This window comes from Streptomyces sp. NPDC058092 (assembly GCF_042884935.1).
GTDB lineage: Bacteria > Actinomycetota > Actinomycetes > Streptomycetales > Streptomycetaceae > Streptomyces.
Genome location: NZ_JBHVSY010000018.1, coordinates 62,584 through 76,485, shown reverse-complemented (window position 1 = coordinate 76,485; position 13,902 = coordinate 62,584). Strand labels below are relative to the sequence as shown.

General features: G+C 70.5%; 12 protein-coding genes and 1 pseudogene. 8 read left to right on the top strand and 5 right to left on the bottom strand.

The features are described from left to right. Positions 1-293 precede the first annotated feature (293 nt). From ACFVV1_RS26905 to ACFVV1_RS26895, 3 genes are all read left to right on the top strand, one after another. Positions 294-2,144: a protein kinase gene (locus ACFVV1_RS26905; RefSeq protein ID WP_389993987.1), complete on the top strand. Its 1,851-nt coding sequence runs from the start codon at positions 294-296 to the stop codon at positions 2,142-2,144. A gap of 72 nt (positions 2,145-2,216) precedes the next feature. Next, on the top strand, positions 2,217-3,416 hold the full coding sequence (gene mqnC / locus ACFVV1_RS26900) for a cyclic dehypoxanthinyl futalosine synthase (protein ID WP_093894616.1): 1,200 nt from the start codon (positions 2,217-2,219) through the stop codon (positions 3,414-3,416). Between the two features lie 7 nt (positions 3,417-3,423). Continuing rightward, a complete protein-coding gene (locus ACFVV1_RS26895; protein WP_389993982.1) occupies positions 3,424-4,050 on the top strand; it encodes a hypothetical protein in 627 nt (208 codons plus the stop codon). Positions 4,051-4,056: 6 nt separating this feature from the next. On the opposite strand, the gene ACFVV1_RS26890 is transcribed toward ACFVV1_RS26895, so the two are convergent. After that, positions 4,057-4,767, bottom strand: coding sequence for a DUF3152 domain-containing protein (locus tag ACFVV1_RS26890; protein ID WP_389993980.1), 711 nt, complete (start codon positions 4,765-4,767; stop codon positions 4,057-4,059). 135 nt (positions 4,768-4,902) lie between these two features. Between ACFVV1_RS26890 and ACFVV1_RS26885 the strand changes: the two genes are divergently transcribed. Continuing rightward, entirely contained in the window at positions 4,903-5,595 is a 693-nt protein-coding gene (locus tag ACFVV1_RS26885) for a demethylmenaquinone methyltransferase (RefSeq protein ID WP_389993976.1), read from the top strand. A 195-nt stretch (positions 5,596-5,790) separates the two neighbouring features. Continuing rightward, entirely contained in the window at positions 5,791-7,074 is a 1,284-nt protein-coding gene (locus ACFVV1_RS26880) for a geranylgeranyl reductase family protein (RefSeq protein ID WP_389993973.1), read from the top strand. A 28-nt stretch (positions 7,075-7,102) separates the two neighbouring features. Here the strand turns inward: ACFVV1_RS26880 and ACFVV1_RS26875 are convergent, their stop codons facing one another. Continuing rightward, positions 7,103-8,221, bottom strand: a complete 1,119-nt coding sequence (locus tag ACFVV1_RS26875; protein WP_389993971.1) for a serine hydrolase domain-containing protein — start codon at positions 8,219-8,221, stop codon at positions 7,103-7,105. 259 nt (positions 8,222-8,480) lie between these two features. Beyond that, the gene (locus ACFVV1_RS26870; protein WP_389993969.1) at positions 8,481-9,713 is read right to left on the bottom strand and encodes an MraY family glycosyltransferase; all 1,233 of its coding nucleotides are present in this window, start codon (positions 9,711-9,713) and stop codon (positions 8,481-8,483) included. A 329-nt stretch (positions 9,714-10,042) separates the two neighbouring features. Between ACFVV1_RS26870 and ACFVV1_RS26865 the strand changes: the two are divergent. Both ACFVV1_RS26865 and ACFVV1_RS26860 read left to right on the top strand, forming a co-directional pair. Further along, positions 10,043-10,216 (top strand): annotated as a pseudogene (locus tag ACFVV1_RS26865) (ATP-binding protein); the annotation flags it as partial. A gap of 58 nt (positions 10,217-10,274) precedes the next feature. Then, positions 10,275-10,406 carry a hypothetical protein gene (locus ACFVV1_RS26860; protein ID WP_389993966.1) on the top strand — a complete coding sequence of 44 codons (132 nt, stop codon included), beginning with the start codon at positions 10,275-10,277 and terminating at the stop codon, positions 10,404-10,406. A 32-nt stretch (positions 10,407-10,438) separates the two neighbouring features. Here the strand turns inward: ACFVV1_RS26860 and ACFVV1_RS26855 are convergent, their stop codons facing one another. Next, positions 10,439-11,800 (bottom strand): acyltransferase, encoded by a 1,362-nt coding sequence (locus ACFVV1_RS26855; RefSeq protein ID WP_389993963.1) that lies wholly within the window; start codon positions 11,798-11,800, stop codon positions 10,439-10,441. A 295-nt stretch (positions 11,801-12,095) separates the two neighbouring features. On the opposite strand from ACFVV1_RS26855, the gene ACFVV1_RS26850 reads away from it, so the two are divergent. Then, positions 12,096-12,524: a hypothetical protein gene (locus ACFVV1_RS26850; RefSeq protein ID WP_389993960.1), complete on the top strand. Its 429-nt coding sequence runs from the start codon at positions 12,096-12,098 to the stop codon at positions 12,522-12,524. 76 nt (positions 12,525-12,600) lie between these two features. On the opposite strand, the gene ACFVV1_RS26845 is transcribed toward ACFVV1_RS26850, so the two are convergent. After that, complete coding sequence (locus tag ACFVV1_RS26845; RefSeq protein WP_389993957.1) at positions 12,601-13,827, bottom strand: MFS transporter; 1,227 nt, start codon at positions 13,825-13,827, stop codon at positions 12,601-12,603. Positions 13,828-13,902: the final 75 nt, after the last annotated feature.

Below are 13,902 nucleotides of genomic sequence, written 5' to 3'. Positions count from 1 at the left end.
CCTTCTCCCCTGTCTTTCTCCCGGTCCTTCTCCCACCCCTTCCTCCGGCCCGGCTGTCGAATCGATTCGGGTTAATACGCGTCGAATAGTCGATTCCCGGATGGTGTCCGGGGTGAGTCCCCGTCGTGTACCGGAATCGCTCGGGTGAACGACACATTCACGCCTTTTGTTGTGTCGAAAGCCGTTGTTCGTTCCCTTAGGGGGGAAATCGGCGGATGGTTTCCTCTGTGACCCGATGACCTTCGCCCCTAGGCTTCGGTCGGAGGTCCGGCCGGTCCACAGGGGGAGTCCATATGCAGCCGCTGGAAGCCGGCGAACCGCTGACCATCGGTGCCTACCGATTGCTCGGCAGGCTCGGTGCGGGCGGCATGGGCCGGGTCTATCTGGGGCGCAGCGCGGGCGGACGTACCGTCGCGGTAAAGGTCGTGCATCCCCATTTCGCTCTCGACGAGCAGTTCCGGGCCCGCTTCCGGCGGGAAGTGGACGCTGCGCGGCGGATCGGTGCGCAGTGGACGGCGCCCGTCCTGGACGCCGACCCGGACGCGCCCATTCCGTGGGTCGCCACCGGCTACGTGGCCGGGCCCCCGCTGTCCGCCGCGGTCGCCGAGCACGGGCCGCTGCCCGACCACGCGGTACGGACACTGGGCGCCGGACTGGCGGAGGCCCTGGCGGCGGTGCACGCGCAGGGCCTCGTCCACCGTGATGTGAAGCCGTCCAACGTACTGCTCGCCCTCGACGGCCCCCGGCTCATCGACTTCGGCATCGCCCACGCCATCGGTGCCACCGCCTCCCTCACCTCCACCGGGGTCTCGGTCGGCTCGCCCGGCTACATGGCACCGGAGCAGATCCGGGGCGTGGACATCTCGGGCGCGGCCGATGTCTTCTCGCTCGGCGCGGTGCTCGCGTACGCGGCGACGGGTACTGCCCCCTTCCTCGGCGACTCCTCCGCCGTACTGCTCTACAAGGTGGTGCACGAGGAGCCCGAGCTGGGGGAGCTGGACGGGGAGTTGCGGGACATCGTCGCCGGGTGCCTGGCGAAGGAGCCGGAGGACCGGCCGACCCCGACGGAGCTGGCCCGGCGGCTGGCGCCGGGCGGGGCGGCGGCGCTGGTGGCGGCGGGCTGGCTGCCCGGCCCGCTCGTGCGCGAGGTCAGCCGGGCGGCGGTCGCGCTCCTGGACCTGGAGCCGCAGGACGCGCCGGTGCAGTCGGGGCCGGTGCCGTTCAGCAGTGCGGCGTGGGGCGCCAACGGTGCCGTCGGTGCGGATGGTGCCCATGGTCCGTACGACGGGAACGGTGCGAACGGTCGGGGTGGTGCGGGCGGTGGGTTCGGCCCGCCGGTCGAGCCGGCCCTGCCGTATGAACCGACCCGGCCGCCCCGGCCGAACGGGCCGCCCTCGTGGCCCGCGACCGCCGGTACGGCCGAACCGGCCGGGCCGTCGGGAACACCCGGGCCGGCGGGGCTGCCCGGGCAACGTGCGTCCGACCCCCACTTCTCCGTCACCGTCAGCGCGGACTCCGGCCCGGCCCGCACCGATGCGAACCGTGGCCGCCGGCTGAGCTGCACCGTGGCCCTCGCCGTGGCGGGCGCGCTCGCCGCCGTGACCGTGGGCGGTGCGTACCTGTTCGATCTGATGCCGGGCGGCGGCGGCCGGGACACCGCCGAGAACGGCGGTGTCGGCCACACCCCGTCCGCCGCCACGCCCTCCACGGAGCCCTCGCGGCCCTCGGAGTCGGGCACGGGGGGCACGGGTGGCGCGGGCCAGGTCACCGAGCTCCCGAAGGAGTTCATCGGTACGTGGAAGGGCCCACTCACCGAGAAGACCACCAGGCAGTCCCACGGCACGCTCACCGCCGTGTTCACCGCCGGGAAGAAGGGCGCGGACGTGGTCCGCATGACCACGGAGGTCTCCGCTCTCGGACTGACCGTCCGCTGCAACAGCGTCGCCCGCCTCTCCTCAGGCACCCAGAAGGAACTGACGCTCCACGAACGCGCCGATCCCGAGCGCCCCGGCGACCCGACCTTCTGCACGTCCACCTCCACCGACGTCCACTTCACGCGCGCCGCCGACGGGACTCTCCGCTTCCGGTCCGAGGAGAGGGGCGCGGGACTCCCGTACGGCACGCTCAGCCGGTCCGGCAGCTGACGCCGACGGGGGCTGGCGTAGGGTGAACCGGTCCGTAGATCCGTTGAAAAACCGCCGAAAGGTGACAGCCCGGTGACCGAGAAGGCCGACCTCCAGCCCATCCTCGACCGAGCCGCCGAGGGCGGTCGGATCACGCCGGAGGAGGCGCTCGACCTCTACCGGTCGGCGCCGCTGCACGCACTGGGTGCTGCCGCCGACGCCGTACGCCGCCGCCGATACGCCGGTACGGAGCACATCGCGACGTACATCATCGAGCGCAACATCAACTACACGAACGTGTGTGTCACAGCCTGCAAGTTCTGCGCCTTCTACGCAGCGCCCAAGGACACCGCCAAGGGCTGGTCCCGCGATCTCGACGACATCCTGCGCCGCTGCGCGGAGACCGTCGAACTCGGCGGTACGCAGATCATGTTCCAGGGCGGACACCACCCGGACTACGGCGTCGAGTACTACGAGGAGCACTTCTCCGCCATCAAGAAGGCGTTCCCGCAGCTGGTCATCCACTCGCTGGGCGCCTCCGAGGTCGAGCACATGGCCCGGATCTCCAAGGTCTCCGTGGAGGAGGCCATCCAGCGCATCCACGCCGCCGGGCTCGACTCCTTCGCGGGGGCGGGCGCCGAGCTGCTGCCGGCCCGGCCGCGCAAGGCGATCGCCCCGCTCAAGGAGTCCGGCGAGCGCTGGCTGGAGATCATGGAGGCCGCGCACCGCCTCGGTGTCGAGTCCACCTCCACCATGCTGATGGGCACCGGCGAGACCAACGCCGAGCGCATCGAGCACCTCCGGATGATCCGTGACGTGCAGGACCGGACGGGCGGCTTCCGCGCGTTCATCCCGTACACGTACCAGCCGGAGAACAACCACCTGAAGGGCCGGACGCAGGCGACGCTCTTCGAGTACCTGCGGATGATCGCCATCGCCCGGATCTTCCTGGACAACGTCGCGCACATCCAGGGCTCCTGGCTGACCACCGGCAAGGAGGTCGGCCAGCTGTCGCTGCACTACGGCGCCGACGACCTCGGTTCGATCATGCTGGAGGAGAACGTCGTCTCCTCGGCCGGTGCCAAGCACCGCTCCAACCGGCTCGAAATCATCGACCTCATCCGCAAGGCGGGCCGCGTGCCGGCACAGCGCGCCACGACGTACGAACACCTCGTCGTGCACGACGACCCGGCGAACGACCCGGTCGACGAGCGGGTGGTCTCGCACATCTCGTCCACGGCGATCGAGGGCGGCACGGCACACCCGGAGCTGAAGCTCCTCAACGCCAACTAGCCCGCCCGTGCTGACGATCCACGCCGCCGACGCGGTGCACGGTGCCCCGGAAGGGGCGGACTCCGTGGCCGTCGACGGCGGCGTGGTCGTCGCCATCGGTGCGTACGGGGAACTGACCGCCGCCCGTCCGCAGGCCCGGATCCGGCGGTGGTCCGGCCTGATCACCCCGGGACTGCTGAACGCGGGGGCACCGGCGCTGCTGGAGGCCGCCTACCACCCGGACCCGCGCGAGGCGGACGCGCTCGGCAGCGACCCGCTCACCGGTGACGCGCTCACCGCCCTCGGCATGGACGACGCCCGCTGGGGCGCGAGTGCCCGGCGCGGACTGCAACGCATGCTGCGGCACGGCACGACCGCCGTACGGGGTCCCTTCACCCGCCCCCCCGTACGCACGGCGGTCGCCCGCTCGGGGCTGCGCGTGCACGCTCCGGGCCCGGCGCCGGAACACGTGTCGCTCGACCCGTTGGCGTCCGTACGGGAGCCGGCCGACGCGTTCGCCGCGGTCCTGGCCGTCGGCGGGCCTGCGGATCTGGCGGTGTTCGCCGTACGGGACCCGGCGGCGCTGCGCACCGCGGGCGCCCGGAGCTGCGCGGCGACGGTGCTCGGCGGGCGGCTGGTCTTCCGCCGCAGCTGAGGGATGTCACGGCACGGAAGGGCCGCTCAGGTAGTGGCCCTCGGCGTCGTACGGCCAGGCGTTGGAGACGCACCCCTTCAGACCGTAGATCTGCTGCATCATCGCGGGGGCGGGCCGGCCCTTGCCCGGGCAGGTCTCGTGGCCGTGGCCCAGCCAGTGTCCGACCTCGTGGTTGATGATGAGGGCCCGGTAGTCGGCGAGCGGGCCGTGGAATTCGGGCGATCCCTGTTGCCAGCGCTTGAGGTTGACCATGACGTCGGTGCCGACCCGGCAGTTGACCTCGCCGTGGGTGTCGAGGCCGCTCTGCCCGCAGACGGCGTCGGTGGTCCCGGGCGTGGCGATCCGGATGACCAGTCCCGCCGGGTCGTCGGCGACCTGACGGAAGGTGTGCTCGCCGTGGTGCGACCAGCCCCGTGGCGAGGCCAGGATGCGGGCGATCTCGACGGCGGCCCGGTCGGGGTCGACGCCCGAACCGTCCTCCACCTCGACCCGGTAGGCCTTGCCCTTGCGAGTGTCCGAGGTGTCCGAGGCGCCCGCGCGGGCGACGGTGAACCTCCCGGTGTGCGACGAGCTCCCGGACGCGGACGGCGCGGCCGCCTTCCCCTCGCCACCGGCGCTCCACCGCGGCCCCACCACTGCGGCGGCGCAGATCAGCGCCGCCGGGACGACGGCGGCGACGATCAGCCGGCTGCGGCGGCGCGCACCTTGTGCGGACATCTGGGCCCCCCTGGCTCCTGGTGACTCGGTGCTCCCCTCTGTACTGACTGCCGGTGGACCGAATTGGTTCAGTCCACCCGGGCCCCGGTCACGACCGGCGCGAAGCACCGCGGACCGGGCTGCTTGAATGGGTGGGTGACCCGAGCTTCCCTGGACAAGCAGCCGCACGAAGTCGCCACGATGTTCGACGGCGTGGCGGCGAACTACGACCTCACCAACGATGTGCTGTCCCTCGGCCAGGCCCGGCTGTGGCGCAAGGAGGTCGCGAAGGCGGTGCACGCCCGGCCTGCGGAGAAGGTCCTCGACCTGGCGGCGGGCACGGCGACGTCGTCGCTGCCGTTCGCCGCGACGGGCGCGTACGTCGTGCCCTGCGATTTCTCCCTCGGCATGCTGCAGGAGGGCAAGAAGCGCAATTCCTGGCTGCCCTTCACCGCGGGCGACGCCACCCGGCTGCCGTTCCGTGACGAGACCTTCGACGCGGTGACGATCTCCTTCGGGCTGCGCAACGTCCAGGACACGGACGCGGCGCTGCGCGAGCTGTACCGGGTGACCAAGCCGGGCGGCCGGGTGGTGATCTGCGAGTTCTCGCAGCCGACGTGGGCGCCGTTCCGCACGGTGTACACCGAGTACCTGATGCGGGCGCTGCCGCCGGTCGCGCGCGCGGTGTCGTCCAATCCGGACGCGTACGTCTATCTCGCCGAGTCCATCCGGGCCTGGCCCGACCAGGCCGGGCTCGCGGCGAAGCTCCAGCAGGCCGGCTGGGCGCAGGTCGCCTGGCGCAATCTCACCGGCGGTGTGGTGGCGCTGCACCGGGGCGTACGTTCCTGAAACAACGGGCCGGTGCCGCCTGTCGACGGGAAACCGGGAGGTGGCGCCGGCCGGTTCCGCGCTCTCGCCCGCAACTGTACGGAGGGCCCGGCCGACATCGGGGAGCCCTTCGGGAGGTCGCCCGGCGGGCCCCCATAGACTGCATGGGACAGGTGCCGCGCGGCACGCGATTTCGAGTCCTCGGGAGATCCGACCGTGACCGAGCCCCTCTCCGGACACAGCGCGGACGTGATCGTCGTCGGGGCTGGCCCGGCCGGTTCCACGACCGCGTACTACCTCGCCAAGGCCGGACTGGACGTCCTGCTCCTGGAGAAGACGGCCTTCCCCCGGGAGAAGGTCTGCGGCGACGGCCTCACCCCGCGCGCCACCAAGCAGCTCGTCTCCATGGGCATCGACATCTCCGAAGAGGCCGGCTGGCTGCGCAACAAGGGCCTGCGCATCATCGGCGGCGGCGTCCGCCTCGAGCTGGACTGGCCGGATCTCGCCTCGTACCCGGACTACGGACTGGTCCGCAAGCGCGACGACTTCGACGAGCAGCTGGCCAGCCAGGCGCAGAAGGCGGGCGCGCGGCTGTACGAGCGCTGCAATGTCGGCGCCCCGATCGTCGACGACCGTACCGGCCGCATCACCGGCGTCAACGCGAAGCTCGGTGAAGAGAAGACCCCGGTCACTTTCCACGCCCCGCTCGTCGTCGCCGCCGACGGCAACTCCACCCGGCTGTCGCTCGCGATGGGCCTGCACCGCCGCGAGGACCGCCCGATGGGCGTGGCCGTGCGTACGTACTTCACCTCGCCCCGCCACGACGACGACTACCTGGAGTCCTGGCTGGAGCTGTGGGACCGCCGCGGCCCCCAGGACCGGCTCCTGCCCGGCTACGGCTGGATCTTCGGCATGGGCGACGGCACGTCCAACGTCGGTCTCGGCATCCTCAACTCCTCATCCGCCTTCAGGGAGTTGGACTGGCGCGAGGTTCTCAAGGCGTGGTGCGCGTCCATGCCGGAGGACTGGGGCTATACCCCGGAGAACATGACGATGCCGATCCGCGGCGCCGCCCTCCCGATGGCCTTCAACCGCCAGCCGCACTACACCAAGGGCCTGTTGCTCGTCGGTGACGCGGGCGGCATGGTCAACCCGTTCAACGGCGAAGGCATCGCGTACGCCATGGAGTCGGGCCAGATCGCTGCGGACGTCATCGTCCAGGCCCACGCCCGCGCGACCCCGGCCCAGCGCGAACTGGCGCTCACCAACTACCCGAAGGTGCTCAAGGAGACCTACGGCGGCTACTACACGATGGGCCGCGCCTTCGTGAAGCTGATCGGCAACCCGAAGGTCATGAAGGTCGCCACCCAGCGCGGGCTGACGCACCCGCTGCTGATGAAGTTCACGCTGAAGATGCTCGCCAACCTGACCGACCCGACGGGCGGCGACGCGATGGACCGGATCATCAACGGTCTGTCGAAGGTGGCCCCGAAGGCCTGAGCCGCCCCCGGACCGGCCGTCGCCTCGCTCAGTCCGTGAGCGAGGCGATGACGATCCGCTGTATGTACGCGATTCCGGAGTCGGCTCCGGTGGGGTTCAGCGAATAGACCACCCGGTGTCCGAGATCCCGGGTGGCGAAGAACCCGTTGTCCCAGCCGGGCCGCGACCCCGTCTTTCCCCAGACGGACTGTCCGTTCGGCAGCTTGTACCGCATCAGCCCGCCGACACTGAAGCAGGCTTTCCCGTCGGCGCAGTTCTTGTTGGTGGTGGCACTGGACACGTGGGGGACCGCGAACACCAGCTTCTGCTGGGCGGGCGGCAGCAGCCTGCCCCGGAACAGAGCCGTCAGGAAGCGGTCCAGGTCGGCGGCGGTGGAGATCATGCCGCCCTCGGCCCACGGGTACGGGCTCTGCTCGGTGACCTCGTCCCCGTCGACGTACACCCGGGCGTGCGGCGAGGGAATGGTCGGGTCGTCGGCAGCGGGCAAGCTCGTGTGACGCAGTCCCAACGGCCGGATGATGCGGTGCCGGAGCTCATGGGTGAAGGAATGGCCGGTGACCTTCTCGACGATCAGCCCGAGGGCGAACGCGTTGAGCCCGTTGTACTGCTGTACGGAGCCCGGCTCGGGCGGTGTCTCCGAACGGTCCGCCGCGGCGGCGAACGATGCGCTCAGCAATCCGGTCGGGGTCACCGACCGCAGCCACCAGCCCGCACCGTCGTCCGGGGCCGGAGTCCTGGCGGGCTGCGGAAAGCCGCTGGTGTGGTCGAGGAGCCGGCCCACGGTGACCCGCTCGTACGCGGCAGGGACGATCGTCGGCAGGTAGGCGCGGACAGGGGTGTCCAGCCCGATCCGTCGCTCGGCCACCAGCTGGAGGACGACGGTCTGGGTGAAGATCTTGGTGGTGCTGCCGATCCTGAAGTAGGCGTCGGGGACGACCGGCCCCATGGCCGCGCCGACACCGTCCCACCTGATCAGTGCACCTGTGTAGACCGATTTCGGCAGCGAGTCGACGATGTCCTGCGCGGACGGGCTCGCGGGGGCGGTCGCCCCAGCGGTGTCCGGGCGCAGTTCCGCCGCCGTCGCGGGCAGGGCCGCACCCAGGACGAGGGCGGTGGCGACGAGGGCGGAGGCGAGACGGCTTCGCATGGGCTGGCTCCAGCGGGGAGAGTTCGGCGGATGCCCTCAACTCTCCTTCGGGAACGGGACGTTGGCGATCGGGAATCACCCTGAGGCGTCCCTGAGTGATCCTCGCTGCCCCCTTGGGGATTCCCCCCAGGGCCCGCATGGCCCCGGGAGCCGCGGGCCCGCAGTCCACCGGAGCCGTGGACCCGCAGCCGCCAGGGGCTTGGGGGCCGTCCTGGGCGGTTCCTGCCGGCCCGTCGCGGCGACCGGGCCGCCGCGTGTCCTACGCCCGTTGCCCGGCGTCCGCGCGCGGGCGCCGGTCGTCCGCGTCCTCCTCGGCGCACTGACCGCCGGCGGCGACCACACGCCCCCCGGTCCGGGGCCGCATCAGCCGCATCCGGGCCAGCAGGTCGGTGATGGCGAAGTCGTAGCGGGGCTGGAGCAGCAGAATCAGGCCCAGCCCGCAGATGAACGCGACGGCGAACAGCATCCAGGACTTGGCGCCGCGCGCCGAGTAGGCCACGATCCCGAACGAGAACAGCGCCGACCAGAAGTACATGAGAAGCACGGCCCGGCGTTGCGAGTGTCCGAGCTGGAGAAGCCGGTGGTGGAGGTGCCCCTTGTCGGCGGAGAAGGGGGACCGCCCGTTCCACGTACGCCTGACGACGGCGAGCACGAGGTCCGCGACCGGCAGCGCGATGACGGACAGCGGAAGCAGCAGCGGAATGTAGACCGGCACCATCGCGGCCGACCCGGACGTACCGTCGACGGTCTGCTTGAGGAGGCTCGGATCGACCTCGCCCGTGACGGAGATGGCGCACCCGGCGATGAGCAGCCCGAGCAGCATGGACCCGGAGTCCCCCATGAAGATCCGGGCCGGGTGCGTGTTGTGGACCAGGAAGCCGAGGCACATGCCCACCAGGATCGCGGAGATCAGCGTGGTGGCCGCGGCGGACTCGATCCCGTAGCCGTACCAGAGCCGGTACGCGTACAGGAAGAACGCCGTCGCCGCGATGCCCACCGTCCCGGCGGCCAGCCCGTCGAGCCCGTCGACGAAGTTGACCGCGTTGATGGTGAAGACGATCAGTCCCACGGTCAGCAGGGTGCCCTGCCAGTCGGCGAGATAGATCCCGTCGGTGCCCGGCACCGGGAGCCAGAGGATCGTCAGCCCCTGGAACGCCATCACACCGGCGGCCAGCAACTGCCCGCCGAGCTTGACCAGCGAATCGAGCTCCCACTTGTCGTCGAGCACCCCCAGCAGCCAGATCAGCGCGGCACCGGACAGCAGCGCCCGGGGCGTCGAGCTCTGGGTGAAGATCTCCTCCAGGTGCGGGAGGTGCGAGGCCACCAGGTATCCGGCCAGCAGCCCGCCGAACATGGCGATGCCGCCGAGGCGTGGAGTGGGTTCGCGGTGGACGTCGCGCGCCCGGATCCCGGGCATCGCCCCGACGGCGATGGCGAACTTCCGTACGGGGCCGGTCAGGATATGGGTCACGGCCGCCGTGATGAACAGCATGAGCAAGTAATCCCGCACGGGCGGCCTCACATTCCGGCCCAGCGGGCCGATACCTGAGCCCGATCGATGCCCTCGCTGCGCCCCGGCGAGCCTAACTCATGAGGAATTCTGTGCGACGGGGCGTGGGGCGGGATGGTGGTGGGTGCGGGTTTCGAGCGATACGTACGTCAGCGGGCGGATGTGCCATTCGATGTGCCGGCCACCCCGCAGTATGAGCGTGAACCCGCAGGGTTGGCCGCGATGGAGCGCCCCCAGGGCCTGCACCCAGCCGCCCTGGTCCGACCAGTAGTGGGCGCGGATCAGTTCGCGCGGTGTGAGTCCCCACGATCGTGCGGGACTTCGTGGCGACGGTGCTGTGGGCCACCGGGCACCCGCGCCTCGTCGACGACGCCCGGCTCTGTGTGAGCGAGGTCGTCTCCAACGCGTACTGCCACACGGACTCGCCGCAGGTCCGGGCGGAGGTCACCGTCGATCACCGGCAGGTGACGGTGTATGTGACGGACGACGAACCCGGCCGCCTGCCCGCACCGGCGCCTCCGCGCACTCCCGGGCCGGATGCCGGTGCGGACGAGGGGCGGCCGGGGGCTCCTCCTCGTGGACGGGCTCGCCGCCCGGTGGGGGACCACCGCGTACGGGACGCAGCCGCCGCACTCGAAGACGGTGTGGTTCACCCTCGCCGCCTCCGGACGCTGAGGCGTTCCGCCCCGCACGCAGGGCGCGAAGCCTCATCCGCTGCCCTGCCGGGAGAGAACCCGGGCACCTTCATGGCGTACGGCCAACTGAACGGGCACGGTGCGAGCGCCTTGTGCGACAACGGCCCTCGGTGTGTTCTTCTCCCGTACGACGAGCAGCCCTGCCAGCACCAGCAGCACCCAGAGCACCGGACCGAGCGGATTTCCGGGGGAAATGAACCCCTGCGCAGCAAGCCCGAGGAGGCCGCCTGCGGAAAGCACGGCCGCGAGAACGACCTTGCCGAGGCTCATATCCGACGCCGCACCGGAACGGTGACGGAATTCGAACCGGCCGAAAAGTCTGGTGAAGCACACCAGGAAGATTCCCGAAACGCCGACCCATAGCGGTGCCACCGCGAACCACATCGGGCTACCGGGCGTCGGTGTCGCGAAGCCGAGTCCGACAATTGCGATTCCCGCTGTCATCACGAGCGCGGGCATGTGCCAGAGGTACAGGGTCATGAAGCGGGTTCCGCACCACTGCAGGAAGGCGGTGGCCAGTGGACGTTCGGCGAACCGCGTTATTGCCGGCTTGAGCGTCAGCCAGAGTCCGAGCTGGCCGATCGCCAGCGACAGCATCAGCGCGGTCGGAGGGCTCATGTTGGAGACCGGGGCTCCGGGCATTCCGATCGCGGATGCCGGGTAGGGCCCGAAGAACACAGCGGCCGCGGTGAGTCCGAAGCCGACCGCGGCCAGACCCGGCGATGCCCACCTGCTCCGCATGCGCAGGCCGCCGTCGGCGTAGTGGAAGCCGAACTGGTGGGCTGCCAGCCAGACGAACAGGGCGTTCAGGAAGCCGATCGCGGGGCTGACCTCGAAGCGCAGTACGTCGACGACCAGGGCACAGACGGCGAGTACGCCGATCACACGCCATCCGTACCGGCGGTACCACCTGAACATCACCGGCGTGAGCGCGACCACGAGCACGTAGACGGCGAGGAACCAGAGCAGCTGCCCGGCTATTTTGCCCGCCATCAGCACGGGTTGCTGAGGCACTCCCGCGCCGATCAACGCGTGGGGAAGCAGCAGCCACACGGCTGCCAGGGGTATGACCGGCACCAGGAGACGCGCAATTCTGCTCCGGAGCCAGATGCGCACCGATTTTGCCGATCGGAACGAGAAGTAATTGGCGGCTCCGCCGGCGAAGAAAACCATGGGCATGACCTGTGTCAGCCATGTGACAATCCACCAGCCGGGACTCGCGAGAGCATTCCCGGTGCTCAAATGCCCGTTCTCATAGGCCAGTACGGGCATGAGCCAGTGCTGGGAAATCACGGCCAGCACGCATAGTGCTCTGATGACGTCTATGAATGGATCGCGATCGCGACCGGGCGAATGAGCGCGCGTTTGCTGCATGCAATCATCGTGCGGTCAGTAGGCGATACGGACAGTAAAGCGGCCCCCCGAATTCATTGGGGTGCCAGCACTGCATGCCATGGTGGGGTTCTCCCCACCATGGCATCGATCGTGTTCGTGGGGACCGGACAGGTCCGAATCCTGCCGACCCGGACAAGTGCGGCTCGGAGATCCACAGGAGTTCCAAGCAAGGTCGGGCCGGCCGAGGTCGGTGTCGCATTCTCCATGCCCGGGGCGGCAACCGGCCCTACGCTGGTGCGGTCCGACCGGGCCATTCCGTCAAATGGAGGATCATATGCGCGCACGGCTCGCCGCCGTCGTCGGAACGGTCGTCCTGGGCGCCGGCATGCTGGTCAACGCACCCACCGCCCACGCGGCCGACCCCGTCACCGAGTTCGACGTAACTGTCGGGAACACCTACACCAGAGGCACGATCACCTGGCACAACCGGTCAGTCACCGTGGCAGGCGAACAGAAGTCGGTTTCCTCGTCGAGTTGCCGGGGAACCACCGCTTTCACCCTCGATGCCAGTAACAAGCAGTTGGGCCTCAACTACACCTCCCGAACCTGCGGTGCCAGTGAGAAGTTCACCGCGTTCACCGTGCCGGCGGACGTTCCTGGCGGAGCCGCAGTCGTGCGGATCTGCCTCGACGACGGCGCGCTCCCGGCGACCTACCTGAGCTGCAAGCGTTACGGGCGCCCGTCGAGTCGACCCGGGTCCTGAAGGACCGGGCTTGAGGGGGACCGCCCGAGCGACTGTTGGGCGGGTTCCTCCGTCCAGGCGCCCCTCGGAGGTCATCTCAATCGGCGGGCCCCCGGACGCCGAGGCGCCCGGAGCGTGGCCCCGTCACGATCGCCGCGATCACCGCGAGCGCCGCGGTCGCGCCGCCGAGCGGCATGAGCGCCGACACGGACATGTGGTCGAGAACGGCTCCGCCGGCCAGGGCGCCGAGGGCGAAGGTGGCCTGGAAGGACGCGGTGAAGAGGACGGACGCCGCTTCGGGCGCGTCGGGTGCGGCCCCGGCGAACCAGGCCTGCGAGCAGACCGGCACCGCACCGTAGGCGACACCCCAGACGACCACCAGCGCGACCGCTCCGGCCTCCCATCTGCCCAGGACCGGGAGCAGCGCGGTCGCCGCGGCGATCAGCCCCGCGGCGAGGGCGATCGCGGCGCGCGGCCGGCGCGAGACGAGTGCGCCGCCGACGAAGTTGCCGACGATCCCGGCGGCACCGTAGATCAGCAGGAACACCGTGATCAGCGCCGGGCCGGCGTGGGTGATCCGTTCCAGGAAGGGAGTTACGTACGTATACGTCGCGAAGTGCGACAGAACGAGGAGAAAGGTGAGGAGCAGCGCGAACCGGGTGCCGCTCCGGCCGAGCACGGCACGCAGCACGCTCGCACGGGTGACCTGGGTCGGGGGCAGAGCCGGAACCACCAGGAGCATCAGGGCCAGTACGCCCACGCTCAGCACCCCCATGACCACGAACGCCGTCCGCCAGCCGGCCAGGTCGCCGACGAACGTACCGACGGGGACGCCGAGCACGGAGCCCAGCGGGACCGCCGAGAAGATCACCGCGGTCGCACGGGCGGCCGACGCCGGGCGGACCAGCCGCCCGGCCAGTCCGGCGCCGATGGACCAGAAGCCGCCGATGGTGATCCCGACCATCACCCGGGAGACCAGGACGAGGCGGTAGTCCGCGGCGGCGGCGGTGAGGAAGTCGGCCAGGGCCAGCAGGAGCATGAACGCGCAGAGCATCACCCGCCGGTCGACGCGCGCCGTGGCCATGGTGACCAGGGGGGCACAGACCGCTGCGAGGAGTCCGGGCATGGTCATCATCAGGCCCGCCGTGCCGTCGGAGACGGCGAAGTCGGAACCGATCGAGGTCAGCAGGCCGATGGGCAGGATCTCGGTGGTGACGATCGAGAAGATGCCCAGTGTCACGGAGAGGACGGCGAGCCGGCCGCGTAAGGGGGTGCGGGGCGGCGTGGCGGTCGGTCGGGTGGCGGGGGTGGCCGCGGTGGTCATGGCGGGTGCCGTCCTGTGCTCGGTGGGGCAAGGGCTGTTCGCCCCAGTTCACAAGCGGCGGCGCACGGTGTCCGG

What these genes read in the sequence shown, in the direction of transcription:
- ACFVV1_RS26845 (WP_389993957.1), bottom strand. Translation starts at nt 13,827, where the DNA reads ATGACCACCGCGGCCACCCCCGCCACCCGACCGACCGCCACGCCGCCC.
- ACFVV1_RS26850 (WP_389993960.1), top strand. Translation starts at nt 12,096, where the DNA reads ATGCGCGCACGGCTCGCCGCCGTCGTCGGAACGGTCGTCCTGGGCGCC.
- ACFVV1_RS26855 (WP_389993963.1), bottom strand. Translation starts at nt 11,800, where the DNA reads ATGCAGCAAACGCGCGCTCATTCGCCCGGTCGCGATCGCGATCCATTC.
- ACFVV1_RS26905 (WP_389993987.1), top strand. Translation starts at nt 294, where the DNA reads ATGCAGCCGCTGGAAGCCGGCGAACCGCTGACCATCGGTGCCTACCGA.
- ACFVV1_RS26875 (WP_389993971.1), bottom strand. Translation starts at nt 8,221, where the DNA reads ATGCGAAGCCGTCTCGCCTCCGCCCTCGTCGCCACCGCCCTCGTCCTG.
- ACFVV1_RS26890 (WP_389993980.1), bottom strand. Translation starts at nt 4,767, where the DNA reads ATGTCCGCACAAGGTGCGCGCCGCCGCAGCCGGCTGATCGTCGCCGCC.
- ACFVV1_RS26870 (WP_389993969.1), bottom strand. Translation starts at nt 9,713, where the DNA reads ATGCTGTTCATCACGGCGGCCGTGACCCATATCCTGACCGGCCCCGTA.